This is a genomic window from Aeromonas sp. 603079 (genome assembly GCF_049172135.1).
Taxonomy (GTDB): Bacteria; Pseudomonadota; Gammaproteobacteria; order Enterobacterales; family Aeromonadaceae; genus Aeromonas; species Aeromonas veronii.
The window spans coordinates 47,171-67,743 of sequence record NZ_JAAKPX010000007.1 but is presented as its reverse complement, the minus strand read 5'-3'; the positions used below and the strand labels follow the sequence as shown (position 1 = coordinate 67,743).

20 protein-coding genes are annotated in these 20,573 nt (G+C 60.1%); 2 read left to right on the top strand and 18 right to left on the bottom strand.

Annotation, left to right across the window (positions count from 1 at the left end; all coding sequences use genetic code 11):
• Window positions 1–2 precede the first annotated feature (2 nt).
• From G5287_RS06655 to G5287_RS06640, 4 genes are all read right to left on the bottom strand, one after another.
• On the bottom strand, window positions 3–1,160 hold the full coding sequence (locus tag G5287_RS06655; RefSeq protein WP_408082994.1) for an efflux RND transporter periplasmic adaptor subunit: 1,158 nt from the start codon (window positions 1,158–1,160) through the stop codon (window positions 3–5).
• A gap of 372 nt (window positions 1,161–1,532) precedes the next feature.
• Window positions 1,533–2,339 carry an exodeoxyribonuclease III gene (xthA, locus tag G5287_RS06650; RefSeq protein ID WP_100653387.1) on the bottom strand — a complete coding sequence of 269 codons (807 nt, stop codon included), beginning with the start codon at window positions 2,337–2,339 and terminating at the stop codon, window positions 1,533–1,535.
• Window positions 2,340–2,454: 115 nt separating this feature from the next.
• Window positions 2,455–3,417, bottom strand: coding sequence for an ion channel (locus tag G5287_RS06645; protein ID WP_201937181.1), 963 nt, complete (start codon window positions 3,415–3,417; stop codon window positions 2,455–2,457).
• A gap of 66 nt (window positions 3,418–3,483) precedes the next feature.
• Entirely contained in the window at window positions 3,484–5,130 is a 1,647-nt protein-coding gene (locus G5287_RS06640) for a tetratricopeptide repeat protein (protein WP_421231057.1), read from the bottom strand.
• Between the two features lie 295 nt (window positions 5,131–5,425).
• Between G5287_RS06640 and G5287_RS06635 the strand changes: the two genes are divergently transcribed.
• Window positions 5,426–5,851 (top strand): Hsp20/alpha crystallin family protein, encoded by a 426-nt coding sequence (locus G5287_RS06635; RefSeq protein WP_103250619.1) that lies wholly within the window; start codon window positions 5,426–5,428, stop codon window positions 5,849–5,851.
• 61 nt (window positions 5,852–5,912) lie between these two features.
• On the opposite strand, the gene G5287_RS06630 is transcribed toward G5287_RS06635, so the two are convergent.
• Entirely contained in the window at window positions 5,913–6,968 is a 1,056-nt protein-coding gene (locus G5287_RS06630) for an FAD:protein FMN transferase (RefSeq protein WP_421231056.1), read from the bottom strand.
• Window positions 6,969–7,303: 335 nt separating this feature from the next.
• On the opposite strand from G5287_RS06630, the gene azu reads away from it, so the two are divergent.
• Window positions 7,304–7,744 carry an azurin gene (gene azu, locus G5287_RS06625; protein ID WP_227343020.1) on the top strand — a complete coding sequence of 147 codons (441 nt, stop codon included), beginning with the start codon at window positions 7,304–7,306 and terminating at the stop codon, window positions 7,742–7,744.
• 114 nt (window positions 7,745–7,858) lie between these two features.
• Here azu and G5287_RS06620 read toward each other — a convergent pair whose 3' ends face one another.
• The 13 genes from G5287_RS06620 to G5287_RS06560 form a co-directional block, all read right to left on the bottom strand.
• Entirely contained in the window at window positions 7,859–8,416 is a 558-nt protein-coding gene (locus G5287_RS06620) for a HutD family protein (RefSeq protein WP_216953233.1), read from the bottom strand.
• Between the two features lie 84 nt (window positions 8,417–8,500).
• A complete protein-coding gene (locus tag G5287_RS06615; protein WP_421231055.1) occupies window positions 8,501–9,160 on the bottom strand; it encodes a YceH family protein in 660 nt (219 codons plus the stop codon).
• 139 nt (window positions 9,161–9,299) lie between these two features.
• Window positions 9,300–11,438, bottom strand: coding sequence for a sensor domain-containing diguanylate cyclase (locus G5287_RS06610; protein WP_216953235.1), 2,139 nt, complete (start codon window positions 11,436–11,438; stop codon window positions 9,300–9,302).
• On the bottom strand, window positions 11,435–12,628 hold the full coding sequence (locus G5287_RS06605) for a sugar ABC transporter substrate-binding protein (RefSeq protein WP_421231054.1): 1,194 nt from the start codon (window positions 12,626–12,628) through the stop codon (window positions 11,435–11,437). Before G5287_RS06605 ends, G5287_RS06610 begins: the two co-directional genes overlap by 4 nt.
• A gap of 162 nt (window positions 12,629–12,790) precedes the next feature.
• Complete coding sequence (locus tag G5287_RS06600; RefSeq protein WP_005337763.1) at window positions 12,791–13,006, bottom strand: YdcH family protein; 216 nt, start codon at window positions 13,004–13,006, stop codon at window positions 12,791–12,793.
• A 285-nt stretch (window positions 13,007–13,291) separates the two neighbouring features.
• On the bottom strand, window positions 13,292–13,882 hold the full coding sequence (locus G5287_RS06595) for a hypothetical protein (RefSeq protein ID WP_204382038.1): 591 nt from the start codon (window positions 13,880–13,882) through the stop codon (window positions 13,292–13,294).
• On the bottom strand, window positions 13,879–15,240 hold the full coding sequence (locus G5287_RS06590; protein ID WP_216978410.1) for an MATE family efflux transporter: 1,362 nt from the start codon (window positions 15,238–15,240) through the stop codon (window positions 13,879–13,881). The genes G5287_RS06595 and G5287_RS06590 overlap by 4 nt, the downstream gene beginning before the upstream one ends.
• Window positions 15,241–15,361: 121 nt before the next feature.
• Window positions 15,362–17,185: a SulP family inorganic anion transporter gene (locus G5287_RS06585; RefSeq protein WP_421171814.1), complete on the bottom strand. Its 1,824-nt coding sequence runs from the start codon at window positions 17,183–17,185 to the stop codon at window positions 15,362–15,364.
• A 71-nt stretch (window positions 17,186–17,256) separates the two neighbouring features.
• Window positions 17,257–17,847: a nucleotidyltransferase family protein gene (locus G5287_RS06580; RefSeq protein WP_421171816.1), complete on the bottom strand. Its 591-nt coding sequence runs from the start codon at window positions 17,845–17,847 to the stop codon at window positions 17,257–17,259.
• Window positions 17,834–18,094: a GNAT family N-acetyltransferase gene (locus tag G5287_RS06575; protein WP_033114285.1), complete on the bottom strand. Its 261-nt coding sequence runs from the start codon at window positions 18,092–18,094 to the stop codon at window positions 17,834–17,836. Before G5287_RS06575 ends, G5287_RS06580 begins: the two co-directional genes overlap by 14 nt.
• Before the next feature lie 176 nt (window positions 18,095–18,270).
• Window positions 18,271–19,455 (bottom strand): iron-containing alcohol dehydrogenase, encoded by a 1,185-nt coding sequence (locus tag G5287_RS06570; protein WP_421171818.1) that lies wholly within the window; start codon window positions 19,453–19,455, stop codon window positions 18,271–18,273.
• A gap of 17 nt (window positions 19,456–19,472) precedes the next feature.
• Window positions 19,473–19,991: a hypothetical protein gene (locus G5287_RS06565; RefSeq protein ID WP_421171820.1), complete on the bottom strand. Its 519-nt coding sequence runs from the start codon at window positions 19,989–19,991 to the stop codon at window positions 19,473–19,475.
• A complete protein-coding gene (locus tag G5287_RS06560; RefSeq protein WP_421171822.1) occupies window positions 19,972–20,562 on the bottom strand; it encodes a TetR/AcrR family transcriptional regulator in 591 nt (196 codons plus the stop codon). Before G5287_RS06560 ends, G5287_RS06565 begins: the two co-directional genes overlap by 20 nt.
• Window positions 20,563–20,573 lie beyond the last annotated feature (11 nt).

Below are 20,573 nucleotides of genomic sequence, written 5' to 3'. Positions count from 1 at the left end.
CCTTACTTGGCCGCTGAGTGGCTGACCATCTTGGCGGTGATGGCTTTCATCTCGTCGGCAGAGACAGGTTTCACCACGCTGCCGGGGCGAGCCTTCATCAAGCCTTCGACGATGTAACGGTCACCGGCATTGAGGCCGCTGTCGATCAGCACCCCCTCGGAGACCACCGGGCCCAGTTTGACCGGACGGGGGATCACCTTGTTCTCGGCATCGACCACCATCACCATGCGGTCAGCCTGGGACTGGACGATAGCGCGGGGCGGCACCACGATGGCATTCTTGCGGGTGCCCAGATCGATGGTCATACGGACAAACTGGCCGGGCAGCAGCACGCCGTCCTTGTTATCGAAGATGGCGCGGGCACGGATGGTGCCGGTCTGGGGATCGACCCGGTTGTCGGAGAAGTTGAGCTTGCCCGCTTGTGGGTAGACAGAACCATCGGCCAGGCGGATATGGGTGCGCCAGTTGGTGGCGTCCTTGGCTTCAATGGTCCCTCTCTTGACCGAGTTCTCGAAATCGAGGCGATCCTGCTCCGAGTAGGAGAAGTTGACGTAGAGCGGATCAAACTGGGTGATGGTAGTGAGCAGGCCGTTGTCGCCACTGGTGGAGATAAGGCTCCCCTCGGACTGGGAGCTCTTGCTCGCCATGCCGTTGATGGGGGCAGTGACCTTGGTATAGCTGAGGTTGAGCTCGGCCTCCTTCACCTTGGCCTGAGCGGCCTGATGGCTGGCGATGGCCGCTTCATAGTTGGCGATGGTGTCGTCATAGTCCTTGCGGCTTACCACCTGGCGCTTGAAGAGGGGAATGATGCGATCCCGATCGGCGCGAGCCTTGTTGAGTCTGGCCTGCTCCTGGGCCAGGGTGCCTTTGGCCTGCTCCAGCGCCACCTTGTAGGGCTCGGGGTCGATCAGGAACAGTTGCTGGCCGGCGGTAACCGGTTGGCCTTCCACATAAGTGCGCTTGAGCAGGATGCCACTGACCCGGGAGCGCACATCGATCTCGCGAAAGCCGGCAGTTTCGCCAACCATCTCGGTGGTGAGCGGCACATCGGTCAGGATCGCCTCGTTGACTACCACGGGCACGGCCGGCATGGTTTGCGCCGTCTGGTTTGTTTCCCCGCCACAGCCGGCCAGTGCACCGGCCAGCGTCAGAGCGAGCATCCCCTGTTTGAATAATCCTGCTCTGGTGTTTGGCTCCATCATCATTTCACTCCAGTTGGCCCGATTGCGGCCATCATGCACACCTTTTTTTTCGGCTGACGTGATTAACTTCATGATTACAAATTAACTCATTGGATTATTGAAGTTTTTCAATCATAGAGCATGAACATTGAACCCAAGCTGCTTGATCGAAAAAGTTCTCTCTGTTCTTCACAACAGAAGCCGTTCTGCTGCTGAAAAATGGAGTAAAGAGTATCATATGAGAACGAGATTGCCGACAGGATAGTGCTTACGATGACAATAGCCAGGAGGAAAAAAAGGGGGGGGGAGTATTGTGGCGGGCGAGAGGAGCCCTCGCCCGCACTCAATCAATCAGGCGAAGCAGGCCCAGATGGGAGCGTGGTCGGAGGGTTTCTCGATGCCGCGCAGTTCATAGTCGATACCTGTCTCGGTCACGCTGTCCTTGAGGGCGTCGGAGGCCATGATGAGGTCGATGCGCAGGCCGCGATTCTCGTCAAAGCCCTTGGATCGGTAGTCAAACCAGGAGAAACGCTCGCACTCGGTAGGGTTGGCGGCGCGGAAGGTGTCGGTGAGACCGAACCCTTTCAGCCGCTCCATCCATTCGCGCTCGATGGGCAGGAAGGAGCACTTGCCATCCCGCAGCCAGCGCTTGCGGTTCGCTTCGCCGATACCGATGTCGAGATCGGTGGGGGAGATATTCATATCCCCGATCAGCACCAGCTGGTCGTCCGGCGTGTGATGAGTTTCGAGATAGTGCTGCAGATCCTCGTAGAACTTCTGCTTGGCCGGGAACTTGGTCTCGTGATCCTGGCTTTCACCCTGCGGGAAGTAGCCGTTCATCACCTTGATGAGAGAGCCGTCTTCGCGCTCGAAGGTCGCCATGATCATCCGGCGCTGGGCCTCTTCGTCATCGGTGGGGAAGCCTTTCTCCACCTTGACCGGCTTCTGCTTGCTCATGATGGCGACCCCATAGTGGGCCTTCTGGCCGTGAAACTCCACGTGATAGCCCATGGCCTCCACATCGGCCAGCGGGAAAGCCTCGTCGTGTACCTTGATCTCCTGCAGGCCGATCACATCGGGTTGGTGCTTGTCGATGATGGCTTGCAGCTGGTGCAGGCGGGCGCGCAGGCCGTTGATATTGAAAGAGATGATCTTCATGTCCGGGATGCTCATGTCATTTTTATAAGTGGCTATTGGACTAGGAATCGGCGGTGGATGCAAGTTCGGGGCGCGGGTCAGCACCAGTGGCCGACCCGCTTGGCAGGGAGAGGCGTCAGCGGGTCATCTTTTTGACGAATACCACCACAAACAGCGCCAGCGTGAAGCTGCCGGTAAAGGCTTCGAAGGCGGCAAAGATCCTGGAGAGCCCGACCGGAGTGAAGTCGCCGTACCCCAACGTGGTGAAGGTGACCACGCTGTAGTAGAGGCATTCGAGCAGGAAGATGGCGTTCTCTTCAAGGGGCGCCTCTGGTCGATAGATAAGGTAGTTACCCGCGAAGTTGAGGCCGCAGAAGAAGTAAAAAATGCTGCAGATAAAGATGAGCAGCAGAGAGAAGAGCACCACCCTCATCGGGGCCTCGCCATAGCCGCAGAAGAGATCGACCACCCAGGAGGTAAAACGCTGGGTCGACCAGAACGGCAGTTGCAGGCGGCGCATGGTGAGCTCCTGCTGGATATAGTTGCCGGACATGGTGAAGATCCCCTGCGCCTCGGAGGCTTTGCGCAGATCCCGGTAGGTCTCTTCCGCCTCCTTGAACCAGATGCGCGCCTGTTTGGGATCCCGTTCGCGGCGCCCCTTGCGATCCTGCATCACCCGTTTGCCGGTCTGCATGTTGTCGAGCCGGGTGTTGTGCCAGCGGATGCCGAGCAGGTTGACGTCATCGAGGGTGGCGCACTGGAGGTTGGCATCACTGAGATCGGCTTTCATCAGGCTGCCGCCCTTCATGCGCAGGCCGTAGAGGTGACCACCGCGCAGGTTGGCGCGATAGAGGTTGCACTGCTCCAGCAAAAATCCCTGATCGGACTCCTTGTTGACCAGATTGAGGCCCGCCAGATTGGCCCGTGACAGCTGCAGGCCGTGGCAGAGTCCGCCAGCGCGAACGTACTGTTCAAGCGCCTCGGCGGTGTGGGCTTCCTGATGGGTATGGTGGGGATCATGCCAGTGGCAGAGATCGTGCTCGCCAGCCTCTTCACTGCAGTGGCGGCCATCGGCCACCAGATAACGACACATCGCCATCTTCGTTTCCCTCGCATTGCCGAACTGGTTTCAGCATAGGCGGGGAAAAGGGGGCACGGCGGCGTCTTAGCTGAACTGGTTGAACTCCTGGCGCAGCTTGCGAAAACGCTCCTGCTGGGCCGGGTTGAGGGGGATGCCGTCGAGCACCTCCAGGGTCTCCTTGCATTCGGCACCAAACTCCGGGCTCTTGCGGTTTTTCTGCATCAGTTGCAGCAACACCTGGATCTTGTTGAGGGCGGCACCGGTATTGGCGGGCGCGCGGCGCAGGGCCTCGCGGAAGTGACCGAGTGCCTGTTCAAGCTCCCCGGCCTGATAGGCTTTGATCCCCAGATCGTTGAGCTGCTGGTAGCGCTGACGCCGCTCCAGTACCGTCTTGTCATCCCGGGTTGCCTGAATACAGGTGGTGAGCAGCCGGTCTTCGTCCTCCGCCAGCAGGCTCTGCAGGCTCTCGGCGTACTCAAACTCGCCGAGCTGATAGAGAGCGAGGATGGTTTCGCCAAGCAGGGCGGGGGGCATGGTGGCCGGTTCGTCGAGCCAGTTCTGGTTGGCGCGATAGAGCATCTTCTTGCCCTTGAGCAGCTCGCCCAGCGCGATCTGTACCCGAGCCTGACAGATCTGCTCGAACACCGGGTAGTTGAACTCCGACATCATCAACGAATCGCGGATGCGCGACAGGGCCGAATTGACCTGCTTTTGCAGGTTGGCGATGTGGTAGCTGTCGTTGCTGTTGAGGGCGTAGAGGGTCAGGGTCTGGATATAGGCCCCCAGATAGTGGGGGGTGCGGTGAATGGAGTTGCGGGACAGGTCGATCAGCGACAGCAACACATCCTTGGCCTGGGCATAGTCGTGGCGCAGCAGGCACACCTCCGCCAGTCGGCGGGAGAGTTGCACCGACTGGGGGGAGATGTCCACCGCCCGCCTGAGCTCTTGCTGCGCCTGCTCGTCATTGCCGAGGGCGAGTTGGGATTCCGCCAGCCAGAGGTGAGCCTCCACCATCAGCGGGGTATTTTTGAGGGTCGCCTGCAGATGGCTGACCGCCTCTTCATGGAGCCCCAGAGTGTTGCACGCCTTGCCCAGCGTCAGGCGGGCCCAGCTGTTCTCCTGGCCGGCCAGCAGCTGGCGCATCAAGGCGCGAGCCTCCTGTGCTTCACCCAACTTGAGGTGGGTATCGGCCTGCAAGCAGCGGCAGTAGTTGGCAAAACGGGGCACCGCATCGGCTCGCTCGGCACAGGCGGTAATGAGAGCCTGGAAGTTGTTGTCGGCCAGGGCGGTGAATACCGGTGCTAGGGCATGACGCCGGGCGAGGGCGCGTCTGAGGCGAAACGAGAACTGCTCCTGGGAGAAGGGCTTCATTAGGTACTCGTCGGGCTCGGCCTCCAGCGCACTCAGCACCATGGCGCGGGAGCTGTCGCTGCTCACCATTATCACCACGCTCTGGGGCGGGATCAGGCTCTGGTCACGCAGACTCTCCAGCAACTGGCGGCCATTTTCGCCGACCCCCAGATCGTAATCGATGAGATAGATGTCGAAGCTGCCCTTCTGGCAGCGACGCCGTGCATCCTCGGCGGTATTGGAGTAGGTGATGTTGCTGATACCCAGATTGAGCAGCATCGCCTTCATCATCACCTGAAACGAGCGCTGCTCATTGACCATCAGAATGCGTTGTGGCTTGGCAGGGCTCTTCTTTTCTGACGCGTTTTCCGGTGTCTGCATTGTTCTGGGTCGAGGCGCTACGGGTTGATGGGAGAAAGTGTGCCACCAAAGCGTGTCAAGTGGCAATCAATGTGCTTTTGTCACGCAACTTTCAGTTTCCATGTCACGCTCTGTGCCTGGTGGCCAGGGCGATGTGGTTGATCCATATCAAATAAAGCTCAGATGGGGTGGCAGCACGCGGCACACTTTTTAGACTGATAGAGGGGGCAAAGACAAGCCTCGGTCACATATAGGCCCCATCAGGCAGGTATCAGGGCCTGCCTCTGTCAGTCCATGAATCACGGAGGGATCAGAGATGAGTTTGCTACCAAGCCGTACCAGTCTGTTCGATGACCTGTTTCGCGATATGGCGTCCGGCTTCTATATTCGCCCCTTGCACGGGGACCCCTTGCCGAGCCAGATCAGGCTGGATTTGAAGGAGAGTGATGGCAACTATGTGCTGCAAGCCGAGTTGCCGGGGGTTGCCAAAGAGGACATCCATGTGGATATCCATGGTAAACAGGTGACGCTGAAAGCGGAGATCCGCCAGTTTGACAGCCAGAACAAGGATGAGCGAACACTGCGCAGTGAACGCTATTTTGGCAGTGTTTCACGCACTCTGGAGTTGCCGGTCGAGGTGGCGCTGGACAAGGTCAGCGCCAGGTTCGAGAACGGTATCCTCACGTTGCAACTGCCCAAGCAGGTGGAAACGCCAGCCCCTCACCGGGTGACCATCGAATAGCCCGTGACAAGTTCATCATCAACCGTAATGAGAAGGCCCCGTTATCGGGGCCTTCTGTTTATCAGTGCTTTTCTGTCGGTTGCTTCGCCAGATAGTGGGCGAATTGGGGCGTGTACTTGGCCTTGAACCCCTGTTCGGTCTTGATGATGAGATAGACTGCCAGCTGGTGCTGCTTGGCAAATGCCAACCCCGCTTCAGGCCCCATCACCATCAGCGCGGTATCGAGAGCATCGGCCTCCAGCGCGGTCGGGGTGATCACGCTGGCGGAGACCAGCTTGTGGGTGACCGGCTGGCCGGTGGCAGGATCGATGATATGGGAGTAACGCTGGCCATCCAGCTCGTAGTAGTTGCGATAGCTGCCTGCGGTGCTGAGCGCCATACCGTTGGGGATGACGATATCGGAAAACGCCCCCGGCTGATCGGAGGGTTCGACGATGGCCACTTTCCATGGCGAGCCCTTGCTGTTGTTGCCCTTGCTGCGCACCGCACCGGCCACTTCGATCAGGTAGTTGTGTACCCCCTTGCCCTCGAGCAGGGTGGCGATTTCATCCGATGCCGCCCCTTCGCCGAGAGTGGAGAGGTCGAGATAGAGATCCGGGATCGTTTTTTCGAGCAGGAAGTGATCCCCTTGCGGGGTCAGGGTCAGCTTGTCGATGCCCACCTTGTGGCGGGCGGCGGCGATGGCTGCCTCATCGGGCCGCTTGACCGGCCGTTTGTCCGGGCCAAAGCCCCACAGATTGACCAGAGGCCCCACGGTCACATCCAGCTTGCCGTTGGTCAGCTTACCGGCATCAATCCCCTGCTGGACTATGATGGCCATGGCGGGCGGGATGGCAAACGGGGTATTGGCGGGCCCCTGATTGAAACGGGAGATGAGCGAGCCCGGATCGTAGGTGGAGATCTCCTTGTTCATCCGGGCCAGCAGGCTCTCTACGTCGCTTTTGAGGGCGGGCTCCCCACCGGGGTAGCTATCGCTCAGGGTCACCACATAGTAGGTACCCATGGTCTTGCCCTGAATACGGGTCTGGGCAGGCGGGGTGGGCTGGCAGCCGGCCAGCGCCAGCAGCAGGGTCAGCAGCAGGCCGCGCAGGGCCGCCACGGGGGTTATCGCAATCATCCGGCGCTCTCATCTGGAGAAGGTTCATATCGGGGCGCTAGCTTAGCCAAGGGGCGCCCGCCGGGCGAGCCCTGATGGGGGCAATCGGAGGGAAAAGGGCAGAAAAAATTAAACATTTTTGAACCTGTGGCTGGAGCGGGTCGTATCGTCCATCCGTGAGGGAGATAGTGGCGAGTAGAGCACCGTCTGGTGACCTAGCCCGCAGCTTTGGCCAAAACCCATCGCCGATTGAAAACAATTGAGTAAAATGAAGGTCGATTTAGACGGCATCTTTGCGAAGCGTTCACCGCATCCGCCAAGTCGTTGCCATCCATTGCCAATCAAAGGAGAAGATGATGAAAAAGGCGATTACCCTGCTGTTTCTGAGTACTCTGGCTGCCCCGGTTCTGGCGGATGAGTGTGCACTGGTCATCGAAGGCAATGATGCCATGCAGTACAACCTCAAAGAGATGAGCGTTCCGGCCACCTGCAAAGAGGTGACGGTCACTCTGAACCATACCGGCAAGCTGCCTGTGACCGCCATGGGCCATAACTGGGTGCTGTCCAGCACCGCAGACTATCAGACTGTGGCGACGGCGGGGATGAGCGCCGGGGCCGAGAACGGCTATCTGCCCAAGGATGATCCCCGCGTGCTGGCGCATACCAAGCTGATCGGCGGTGGCGAGAGCAGCAGCGTCACCTTCAAGACCGACGGTCTGGCGGGCAAGGATCTCACCTTCTTCTGCTCCTTCCCCGGCCACTTCGCCATGATGAAGGGCTCCTTCAAGGTCAACTAAGGTGCTGAGCGGCATCGAGCCGGTTGCCTCAATAGAAAAAGCCGGGATTTCCCGGCTTTTTCATATCTGTCGCTTGTTGTGGCGTGGCATGACTGCGCACAGCCGACTTTCGCGTTATTTGGCCTGCAGGGTAAAGAAGGCGATGGTGGTCTTCTTCTGGCATTCGAAGTGAATGCTCTCTTCACCGGTCACCACCAGCGTCTCGTTGATGGCCACCTCTTTGCCCTGCACGGTCAGCTGGCCGCTCAGCAGGTGACAGAGGTAGGTCTTCCCTAGCTCGAGGGTCAGGGTCAGCGGGAAGGGGAGGTTCAGCACCCGCACGTTGGCGCTGATGCGAGCCGGATGGTAGATAAGCCCCAGATCGGTCACCTCTTTTTTCAGCAACTCGCAGTGGATCTCCTCGTCGCCGCTAAAATGCGCCGCCTCGAAGGTGGCGTAGGGGTGGCCGTTGAGCACAAAGCCAGCCCCGCTTACCGGCAGCAAAATGCGCTGATAGCCGGGAAAGGGGGAGAAGGGGCCCGCGCTCTTGATGGGTGCCGAGCTCAGTCGATAGTCAAAGTCGAGTTTGGCAAGGCTGCTCCCCTTGGGGGAGATGAGGATCTGGCTGGTTGTGCCCTGCTGGTTTTTCCAGGGCATCTTCTGGTGGTCAGACTCTTTAATCAGGGTGATCACGGGCACTTCCTCACGATAAAAAACGCAGGGAGCCGGGGACATCAACCCCGGCTCCCTGATAGAGATTGGCGATGGTAAAGGCGATCAGCCCTGACCATCCAGTGCGGCCAGCCGCGCTTCCATGGCGGCGAGACGACTCTTGAGCTCGCTCACCTCCTGCTCCAGCTCGCTCAGGCGGTCGGCGGTAGGGGAGGCATAGGCAGCCGCAGGAGCGGCATTCATCATCGCCTGAATATCCACCTCACCGCTGAACAGGTGGGCGTAGCGGGATTCGCGCTTGCCCGGCTCGCGCGGCAGCTTGACCACGTAGGGGCCACGCTCGATGAGTTGGGTCAGCACCGCATCCACCTCGGTGACATCATCGAAACTGCAGAGGCGGTTGGTGCGCGAGCGCAGCTCCCCCGGTGTTTGCGGGCCGCGCAGCAGCAGCTCGCAGATGATGCCGAGCTCCTGGGCATCGAATTTCAGTTCACCAAACTCGGTGTTGCAGAATCTGTGCTGGTAGCGGGGGACCCGGGCATTGAAACCGGCAGTGTTGACTACCAGGCGTCGGCGGATCAGCTCGTCCACCACGGCGCGGATATCGAGCTCGGCCAGATCCAGTACCGGCTCGCGGTTGCTCTTCTGGTTGCAGGCGTTTACCAGCGCATTGAGGGAGAGGGGATATTGATCCGGGGTGCAGATCTCTTTTTCAATCAGACACCCGATGACACGGGCCTCCAGTGGGCCAAGTACTAACTCCATTTCCTACTCCCTAGCAAATCGCGATATCAAGAGCCCCCTATCTTAGTCATGCCCCGCACCGCGTCCAGTTTTGCGCGCCATTTTTGCGAGCTAATCAGAGGGTTGGCGAAAGGCTCGCCAACGCCGGAGGTCTCTGTTTTTAGCGCTGCCCCTGATAGAAGCGCGCCTTGTCGGCATACATGGCGTCATCCGCCACCCGGCTCAGCTCCGCCAGCGGGGTCTGGTCGCTGCTGCTCCAGCCGATGGCAAAACGCAGCGGGAAGCTATGCTCCCCATGTTGCACGATGGCGTGCTGCTGGCTTGCTTCCAACCTGCCTGCCAGCTGCTGGCAGGCGAGGTGATCCGCCTCTGCCAGCAGCACGAATTCGTCTCCTCCCATTCTGAATATGCTCTCATTCTGTCGGCACAGCGTGCGCAGTAGTCGTGCCATCTGGATCAGCAGGGCGTCGCCCGCCTCGTGCCCATACTGGTCGTTGGTGCGCTTGAGGCCGTTGAGGTCGAGCATGAAGAGGGCGAGGTGACGCTCCGGATGGCGCGCCAGCACAGCCTGATAGTGATGGAACATCTCTTCGAACGCCTGGCGGTTGGGCAGGCCGGTGAGGTTGTCGGTGCGGGCGACCCGTGCCAGCTCGTCGGTGAAGAGACGCCCCTCGATGCCCACTGCCAGTTGCTTGGCAAACAGCCGCAAGATAGCCCTGTCCTCCGACTCCAGCCCTTCGGCGCTCACCATCAGATAGCCAAACAGCACGCCACTCTGGCTGCCGGGCAGGGTCATGATCTTCCAGAGTGCGTTATCCCACTGGCATTCGGAGTGTTTGACCTCCTCATCCATCAGTTGGGTCAGCTTCTCCTGCAGGGCATCCCGCAAGGGAGCATCGACCCCCTGGGTCAGGGAGTAGTGGGGCTGGCCATCGCGGCGGATCACCAGCCCCCAGCGGTGACCGGGATAGAGCTGGGAGAGCTGCAACAGGGCGGAGCTGGCCAGCTCGGCGATATCCACATCCAGTTGCTGGTGCAGACCGAACTGCAGCCAGGATTGCAGCACATGGCGGCTGCGCTCCTCCCGGCTCAGGGCCGAACGCAGGGCGGTCGTTTGGGATGCCACCTCTTGCTCCAGCTCGTCATTGAAGCCGAGCAGCCGCTGGTTGAAGGCCTCTTTCTCGCTGTTGGCCTGCTGCAGTTGTTCGTTCTGTTGATAGAGTGCCCGCACCTGGGCCGAGATGGTGTAGGCCATCTCCTGCAGCAGTTGGCGTACCTCGTCGTACTCCACAAAGCGCAGCGGTGCCTGCCGTTGCTGGTAGTTGCCCTTGCCATAGCTGCGCACCAGCGCGGCCAGCGAGCGCAGCGGTCGGGTGAGCCAGCGGGTAAGCCAGACACAGCCGATGGCCACCAGCAGCAACATGACGGCGATGCTGATGGTGAGCAGCTGCTGGGATTTGTTCAGCTCGCTAACCCTGTCATCGCTGTAGCTGTAGAGGGTGATGGTGGGGGTAATCATCTCTGCAAGTTGTGGCCAACCGATGGTCAAGAGCTGCGCCATCTGGCTGGGGACCCGGTCATCCATGTCTCTGGTGTTGTCATGTGAGCCCTCGTAGAGAGGGGTATCTCCTTGTGAAATGACCAGATACTCGCTCCCCTTGAGATAGGGTTCCAGCAGCTGGGCCATCTGTCGCCAGGGGAGGATAGCCATCACGAAGCCGGAAGGGGTCTGCATCACGCCAGCACGCTGGTGATTGCGATAGATGGGGGCCACCAGCGCCAGTCCGCCGCTGCGGTCCTGCTCCATATCGCCGATCAGCAGGGGATCATCCACAGGCATCAGCAGATGTTTACCCTGTTTGGCTTCCCGCGTCTTGCTCCAGGCCATCAGCTGTGGCATCAGGTTGCTCGATTCAAGGTGGGAGGCCCGGCCGTTGATGTACTCCACTACCCGACCCTGATCATCGATCAGGTAGGCCGAGGTCAGTAAACTGTTGGACTTGATGAAGGTAGCCAGCGCCAGCCGGGCATGACTGGAGAAGAGAAAATTCTCGAGTGCCTGATTGAGCACCCGGTCGTTGCTGAGTTGCTGAAGTTGGGTGCCGATCAGCTCGCTGCGAAAGCGTGCCTCACGGGTCATGCTGGTGAGGGCCCGTTCCAGCTGGGATTGTTCGCTCTGGGCAATGATCTGGTGCTGACGAGCCAGCAATATGCCGCTCACCAGCAGCGCAGGCAGCAGGGCAACGGTGAACAGGATGACGATGAGCGTGGGGCCGAGACGAAAGGTACGGTGGCTCATTTTGACTTGACCTGCCGGTACTGCTGATCAGCCAGTTGCTGCATGTAACGGGCCGCATCAGCAGCACTGCTTCCCTCCTTGAAACGCTCGAACCCCTTGTCCATCGCCTGCCAGGCAATGGACATGGCACTGTCGGAAGGCATGGGAGTACTGAGGGTAAACTGTTCCAGCAGCACCTTTTCGTGCGGGGCGGGGTGTTGGTTGATGGCGGCAAAAGCCCGCTGATTGATTGGCAACAGCGCTCCCTGCCGATAGATCAATTGCTGATTATCGTCCCGCTGGATGAAGGCCATCAGGGCTTTGATGACGGCCTGCCGCTCTTCATCTGCCATTGCCCAACGAGAAACACTGAGAACGTAGGCTCCGCTCATGGAGTGCATCGGGCGCTCTTCCCAGTGAGGCAGCATGGCCACCCCAAGCCGTTCACCCATGTTTTTCACCAGGTCATTGAAAGCCCAGTCCCCATTGACCAGATAGGCACTCCTGCCCTCGTTGAAACGGGCCAGGGCGGTATCATAGTCGCAGTCGGGATCGCCCCACTGCTCTCTGGCGACAGTACGGTATGCTTCCAGGGCCTGAACCATGGCCGGGGTGTCGAGAGTGATGCGCCCTTCGGTCACCGGCGAGCCACCAAAGGTAAGCAGAAACGCCGCAAAGTAGTACATGTCGTGATAGGGCCAGCTGACGGGGGAGACCCCTTGTGCAAGCAAGGGGGGAGTAATGGCGTTCAGCTCTTGCCAGCGGGTGATTGGGGTTGAGACCAGTGTCTTGTTGTAAAACAGCATCAGATGGTTGCCTTGCATCATGGGCATGCCCCAGCGCTGCCGGTCGAGGGTGACATAACGCAGGGCGCTGGCCATCAGCGCGGGGGAAAACCACTCGGCCGGGATGGGGGCGAGGGTCATCTGGCGATAGAGGCCGATAAAATCGGAGGGGATCAGCATCAGGTCGGGCAGCCCCCTTGCCTGAGCCGCCAGCAGGATATCTGCCTTGATCTTGCCCGGCTCGATCTGGGTGACGTGAACCTTGTGATTGCCTTCCTGATTGAAGCGGGTGATCACGTCGTCGATCACATACCCGGCCTGCTGTGAGTGCCACAGCTCCAGTACTGGCTCCTGGGCCCGCAGTGGCTGAATGCCAGAGAAGATGCAAAGCAGCAAAAGATGATAAAAAACGCGATCTATGGTCATGTTACCATCACATCTGTACCTTGGATCAGAAATGAAAAATGTAACAAACAACCGCTCCTGTCGGTAGTGTGGTGGATCAACTAATTGAGTTAAGAGACAAAAAGCCCGGCGCTTGGGCCGGGCTGAGGGATAAATTGCTTATCCGGATTATCTTCGAGGCATCTATTGTGGATGTTGCTTGAGGATGTCGTATATCTCCTCTTTCAGTTTGAGTTTCTGTTTTTTCAGATCCCTCACCTCGGCGCTATAGTCGCTGGCGTGATGTTTTTCCAGCTTTCTAATCTCCGCATCCAGGTCGTTGTGCAAGTCAAACTTCTTCTGGAAATGGACATCACTGCTCTTCAGTTTCGAGATAAGTTCTCTGTACTCTGGGAACATGTAATGGAGCCTCCTTGGTTTCGTTTGATTGTGCCTTAGGGACCAAACTACCCCTTCCCCCCCCAGATAAATGTGATCCGGATCCAATTCGGCAACAATGGTTTGCTGCATAAAGAGTATGTTTTTTAACTTCTTGAATCAAAAGCAGATCAGACATTCATTAGTCAGAGGGAGAGGGAAAAACTGGAATCCTGATCACAGTTGTGACGGCGGGATGATGGCCGTTAGCCGGTAAACGGCAGCAAAAAAGGGGCATAGAGCCCCTTCATGTAACCGGTATGGCGTTTACTCTTTTTTCTTTTTCTTCTCGGGCAGCGGCTTGCCGTCGCGGTGGATCACCTTGCCCGCTTCAAAGCCAATCTGGGCGGCCAGCTCCTCCAGATCCGCCGACTTGGCCTGATCACCGATGGCGTAGCGATAGTTGGCGATGGATAGCTTGTCGGCCACCGGCGTGCCCGGGACGATAGGCTCGCGCCAGCCCTGGCCGATGTGGGCCACCAGGGTGCCGTTCATCAGCAGCTCGCCGACGATCTCCTGGGTCGGATTGCCCTTGCCGTAGGTGAGACCCTGCGGGTGCTTCTTGCCGACCAGCGGCTCGTTGCTGGCGGGGATCAGCTTGGTGCGGATCAGCCACTTGGGCTTTTTGGTGTTGCCCACCGCCTTGCCGGTCTGGTACTCGTTGATCTTGATGGTCTTGATCATCTGGGCCATGAAGTCCTTGGTCAGCGCCTTCTGGGCGTCGCTGGTTTCATCGATGGCGATGGGGGCCACATACCAGGTCTGGGTGGCTTGAGCCTTGGGAGCGGCAGGGGCAGTTTGCGCCATGGCCAGGGGGCTGAGCAGGATGGCAGCCAGCAAGAGTCCTATCTTCTTCATTGTGATTCCGCTTTTGTTTCAACAAGAATTTTGTTTTGCCAGCGACGACTGCGCCAGCGCCAGAACATGGCCAGACCGCGCACCCACTCGTCGCAGGCCAGCGCCAGCCAGATACCGACCAGTCCATAACCCTGCATGATACCGAGGAAATAGGAGAGTGGCACGGCAATTCCCCACATGGAGAGCAACGCCATGTAGAGGGGGAAACGGGCATCCCCGGTGGCCCGCAGGGCGTTGATCACCACCAGATTGAAGGTGCGGCCGGGCTCGAGGATAAGGCTGATAAGAAACAGTTGCGCCACCTGGGTGATGATGTCGGCATCATCGGTAAAGAGGCTGATGATGGTACGGCCATTGAGGGCAGCCACCACGGCGATGACGCAGGTGACTGCCAGCCCCAGCTTGAGGCTCTTGAGCAGCTGTTGATAGGCGCGATCGAACTGCCTGGCACCTGCCAGATGACCGATGATGATTTCGTTGCCAAGGCCGATAGAGAGGCCAAACAGCAGGATAAACAGGCAGATCTGGAAGAAGTAGGATTGGGTCGCCAGCGCCTTGTCCCCCAGCAGTCCGACAAAGGCTGTCACCACCATAAACTGCAGCATCCAGGAGAGGTTCTCTCCTGCCGCCGGCAGGCCGATATGGAGTACCTTGCCGAGCATCTCCCGGCTGGGGTGGACGATATCGCGCACCACCAGTCGAATGCCGGTCTTGCGGGCTACCAGCCACACCAGCAGCACCACGCCGACCAGTCGGCCCGCGACCGTGCTGATGGCGACACCGGCGACCCCCAGCTGGGGCAGGCCGAACCAGCCGTAGAGCAGCAGCAGGTTGCCGACGAAGGTGATGAGGTTGACGATGAGGGTCACATACATCGCCTGACGGGTGTGGCCGTGAGCGCGCAGGGTGGCTGCCAGACAGAGGGCTGCTGCTTCCGGTAACAGGCAGAGACCGATGATCTGCAAGTAAAGCGTCCCGTCGCTCATCAGATTGGCAGGCAGGTTCATCAGCGCCAGCATGGTGCTTGCTCCTGCCATCACGCCGATGGCGGCTACCAGACCGATCAGCAGGTTGAAGCCGATGGCGGTGTGGATCACCACCCGACTCTTCTCTCGATCGCCCGCCCCCAGATACTGGGTGATCACCACACTGGTACCGATGCTGACGAAGCTGAACAATGTGATGGCGAGATCGAACACCTGATTGCCGACCGCCAGCGCGGCCACTCCCTGATAGGAGACGTGACCCACCATGAAGGTGTTGAGGGCACCGGTCAGAAAGTGCAGGGCGAGATCGATAAAGAGCGGCCAGGTCAGCGCAAATAGCGTGCCCGGGCCTGCATGGGATTGAGATTGCATGGCATGTCCAACAGCTGGGAGTGCACGGGGGAGTGCCCTCTGGGGGCGCATTTAACACCAAGGCCAAGGCCGGTGCAATCCTTGTGCAGGATTGCACCGGCCAGGGGAGCAGGCCAAGGGATCAGGCAGGCGTGGCGCCCGCCTCCTGTTCGCTTGGCAGGGTGAGGCGAGCCGAGTCGGGCAGGGCATCATCCTGCGGCCAGTTGGAGCGGATGGCATCAGTGGTGCTCTCCACCACCGCATCATCCTTGAACACCGGCTCGCGGTAGCAGCGAGTCAGGCGTAGCGCCTGATACATATCGGGGCAGAGGATGATCCCCTCATCGCCCACCCGCACGCCTGCCTGCTTTAGCCAGTGGGTCATCTGGCCGTGGCGACCCGCCATCACCATATGGATGCCGCGCCGTTTCAGCTCTTTGTGCAGCTCTCCCACCATGCTCATCACGCTGATGTCCTGATGGGTGAAGCAGGCGACAGCATCGATCACCAGACACTTGGGGGCTCGGGGATCCTGCACCAGCAGGGCCAGCACCCGCCGCTTGAAATAGGGTGCATTGAAGTAGGTGAGCGGTGAGTTGAAGCGATAGACCAGAATACCCGGGATCGCCTTGGCCTGTTCGTTGTCCCCCAGGGTACGTACTACCCCCTCGTCATCCATGCCAAGCAGCTGGTCGGTGGGGCGCATCACATTACGCAGGAACTGGAATAAGCCCAGCAACACGGCGAGGGTGATCCCGGGGATTACCCCCATGGTAAGCACGCTGATAAAGGTGACCAGCGCCAGCCAGAAGGCGGATCGATCGGAGTGGCGCAGTGCCCAGAGGCCACGAAAATCGGTGAGCGAGAGTGAGGCCATCACCAGCACCACCCCGAGGGCGGCGGTGGGAATATATTTGAGCGGTGCCGTCAGATAGAAGGTGATGAGGGCGATCACCGCCGCGGCGATGATAGAGACCAGCTGGCTCTTGCCGCCGTTGGCGTCGTTGACCGCGGTGCGTGAATCCGCCCCGCTGATGGCAAAACCCTGTGAGACCGCGGAGGCGAGGTTCGCCATACCGAGGGCCCGAAACTCTTTGTCTGCGTCGATTTCGTAACCGTTTTTGGCGGCAAAGCTGCGAGCGGTCAGCATCATGGAGACGAAGCTCACCATGGCCAGGTTAAGGGCGGGCAGCACCAGCTCTCGCATCAGACCGGGGGGAAATTCCGGCATCTGGAACGCGGGCAGGCCGGAGCCCACCGTCCCCAGGGTGGCGATATCAAACTGGCCGAGATTAAAGCCCCACACCAGCGCAGCGGTCACCACCATGGCCACCATGGAGGAGGGCCATGCCGGTTTGTAGCGCTTGGCCAGCAGCAGGGTGAGCAGGGCTACCAGACTCATGGCCAGGGTCGGCAGATGGGTCTGGGTAATATAGGTGGCGCCGCTGGCGATCCGCTCGATGAGGTAACGTTCGCTGAAAGTGAAGCCGAAGATTTTGGAGAGCTGGCCCACTATGATGGTGATGGCCACACCATTGAGCAGCCCCATCAGGATCGGGCGGGAGAGAAAGTCCGCCAGCACCCCCAGCTTGAAGCGGCTGGCAATCAGGCACCAGAAGCCGGTCATGGCGGTCATGGTCATCACCAGTTGCCAGTGACGGGTGGGGTCGCCTGCGGCCAGCGGCGTTACCACGGCGGCGATGACCGCACAGGTGGCGGCATCAGGGCCGACGATCAGCTGGCGGGAGGTGCCAAACAGGGCATAGACCAGCATGGGCAGAATGCAGGAGTAGAGGCCGACGATGGCGCCGACCCCCGCGAGCTCGGCATAGGCAATGGCCACGGGCAGGGCCACCGCAGCGACCGAGAGTCCAGCGCGAAGGTCAGGCATCAACCAGGCGCGCTGGTATTGCAGCAGGGCGGCGAGACCCGGCAGCCAGCGTTCGAGAGAGAAGAAGTCGCGCATTATTTAACCCATTGAGTTACAACCAGCTTTTACCCTAGTGTGCCCAAGGTTATCGAAAGATTGCAATCAGGTTATGGCCAGTTTACCTGAAGGTCAGGCCAGAGGGTCTGCCACTGCTTCTCCTTGATGCGCTGGGTGAAGATCTGTTTGTCCTGGCGGCATCTGGGGTTGGCACTCACTTGCAACGACCAGTTGATGGCAAAGCCATAGGGGGCAAGCCACTCGAACTCGCCATCTTGGGTCAGGCGCACGCCAATGCAGGTGGGCACCTCGACCCAGTGGCTCAGCGCCTCCAGGCTGCTGGTAAACGGCGCCACCAGCTGGCGAGTGTGCATGCGGGCCTGATTGCGCACTTCCCACTGTTGGCCGGGCAGCCGTTTGGCGAGCCAGGCTTCGTGCTCTGCTTCGGCCAGCCCTTGCGGGTCGCTGCTATCGAGGTAGATAAGGTCGATATCGTTGAGCGGGGTGGGCTCGGTTTTGTGGTGGAGATGATCCCAGATGAGGTTGCGGATAAAGCCGGCCCCCAGCGCCCAGTCGGGCAGATTGAGCTCGGCGGCTGCCTGCAGGCAGGCCATCCGCTGCGGATCGGCCCGCAGCAGCGCTTCGGTTTTGGCTTGGAAGGCGTGTTCTTGCTTGGGATCTAATGGCTCAACTATTGGCATTTCGGCGTAACCAGACGTCAATGTAACTGCAGCTGGGCACTATAGTGAGCCCCTCTGCCTGAGTCCAGTTGAAGAGGGCGCGGGCCAGCTGATCGGCAATCCCTTGCACCCGCAGCTCGGGCGGTACAAAGGTGCTGTAGGCATCGATGGTCTTGGCATCGAGGCGCCGGTAGCGCAATCTCGACTCCTTTCCCTCCACCATACAGATGAATTGCTGCTGGTTGGCCTGATGAATGATGTCGCTCATGGTGGGCACCTCTGGCATGAAGATGGCTGTCTGCACAATAACTGTTAGCCAAGGTATAGAACAGATAACGGCAGCATGGGGTCAATATCCTCCCCTGATGTGCCCTCTCTGCGTCATATCGGGATCCTGCTCAAAAGATACCCGGCGCTCTGCCGGGTATCTTTTGTCTGCGTGATTCAGGCCCAGGCCCGCTCCAGCAGAGTGAGCAACTGCTCACGGTCGGCATCCTTGCGATTGAACAGCATGGCACCGTCGTTAACGGCCAGATCCCGTATCTCCCCGAGTAGTGAACGATCGCTTACCCCCGCCTCGCTCATGGTGCGCGGCAGCTTGACCGCCTGCCACAGGGTATCGCGCAGGGTACGAATGGCGGTGATGGTCGCCTCGGCCCGCAGGTGGGCAGGGGTGGCGGCAAAGCGCTCGGCTCCCACCAGCGGCAGCAGCAGGCGGGACAGCTCGCCATCCACCTCGGGGCGGTTGTAGTCGAGCACGGTAGGCAGGAATAGGTTCATGCACAGGCCGTGGGGCAGATGGCAGCGAGCCCCCAGACTGTGGCCTAGGGCATGCACCAGCCCCACCATGGAGTTGGAGAAGGCCATGCCTGCCAGTGTGGAACCTTCAGCCAGCTGCAGCCGCAACTGCTTGTTTTGCGGATCCTTGAGGATGAGAGGCAGGGCATTGGCGATCTTCTCTACCGCCATCAGGGCCAGCGCATCGCTCACCGGGTTTTTGGCGGTGCCGATAAAGGCCTCGATGGCATGGGTCATGGCATCCATGGCGGTAGCGGCGGTGATGTTGAGGGGCAGTCCCTGAGTCAGACGCGGGTCGAGCACCGCCAACTGCGGCAGCAGGAAGGGGGAGGTGAAGGGCACCTTGCGCCCACTCGTCTCATCCTTGATCACCGCCACCAGCGTTACCTCGGAACCTGTGCCCGCCGTGGTGGGCACCACCGCCAGCGGCTTGAGGGGGCGGGTCAGGCAGCCCGCGCCCGAGTAGTCGAGCAGGTGTTCACCCCCCATGGATGCCAAGATATTGACCGCCTTGGCGGTATCGATGACCGAGCCGCCCCCCAGTGCCACCAGACTGTCGCAATCTAGCTCGGCGTAGCGTTTGGCGATCCGCTCCACCACGGCAGTGGAGGAGTCGGCCGGGATCTCGTCCCAGATGGCGGCGACCGGCAGCTCCCCCTCGGCCAGCACATTGGCCAGCAGGGTGGCAAGACCGGTGGCATTGACCCCCTTGTCGGTCAGCAGCAGGGGGCGGCGAGCACCAAGGCTTGCCAGCTCGCTGGCCAGCTGCTCCAGCGCCTGTTCACCGGCCAGCAGTTTGACCGGACAGAAAAAATCGTAATAGCGGCTCATATCAAGGCTCCTTGCGCTCAGCCGGTTACCAGACCCAGATAGATATTGCAGGCACGGCCAAGCTTGTTGTGCTGGGCCGGATAGTGGCGCAGCAGCGGCCGCGCGATAAAGGCAGGCAGGATCAGGGACTGCAACTGCTCAAGCCCCCGCACCAGATGCATGGCGGTGGTCAGATCCCCCTCTACCAGCAGCCGGTTTTCGCCAAATGCCTGATTGACCCCGAGCCGAAAGCTCAGGGCGCGAAACGCGATATTGGGGTGCTTGAAGCGCACCCGCAGCGGATGGATGGTGGCATGGGGTGCTGCTGGCGCACCGGGATACCAGCGCCCTCCTTCTTTATGCATGTTCATGGCGTAATCAAGCCCCCCCACCTCAAGGCGAATGGCCAGGCCATCCGGCAAGGGGGCCAGTTCACGGCGCACCGCCTCGTCGATGCGGGCGGCGCGGCAGAGAGTACGGCCCACCACCCAGAGCAGAGTGGTGATCCAGAGGCGGCGGCCCAGTGCGGCCAGAGATTCAACGGTCGGAGTTGTCATAGGGGTTGGCTCCTGAGATGGCTGACCAGAAGAGGGCAAAGGCACTGGCTTGCCAGTGGGAATCCTGCCCAAGCTCGGGTTGATCGACAAACAGTGATGCGCAGGCGAGGAACTGCCCCTGACACACCTCCAGCAACAGCGGCGCGGGGGCCTGCATCAGCTCGCCGCTGGCCTGCCCCTTTACCAGCAGAGCGGGCAGAAAGCGCAGAGTGTCATTCAAGATCTGGCTGCGGGCCGGGCGGGCCAGCAGGGGAGAGTGAAAGAAACCCAGCACAAATTTGAGCTCATTGGGGTGGGCCAGCATCCAGCTCATCGCCTGCTGCCAGTAGTGGTGGATCTGCTCGCGCAGTGCCAGCTCGGGATCGGCTTCGCAGATGGCAGCGCCCATCCGGGTCTTCACATCCTGATAGAGCTGGAGGATCAGTGCCTCCTTGCTCGGAAAGTGGTGGAACAGGGTGCCGTTGGCGACCCCGGCCGCCTTGGCAATGCGGGCGGTAGCTGCTCCCTGCAGACCATCTTCGGCGCAGAGGGCGAGGGCGGCATCCAGGATTTGGCGGCGCTTGTCGGTCATGGCGGGCTCCG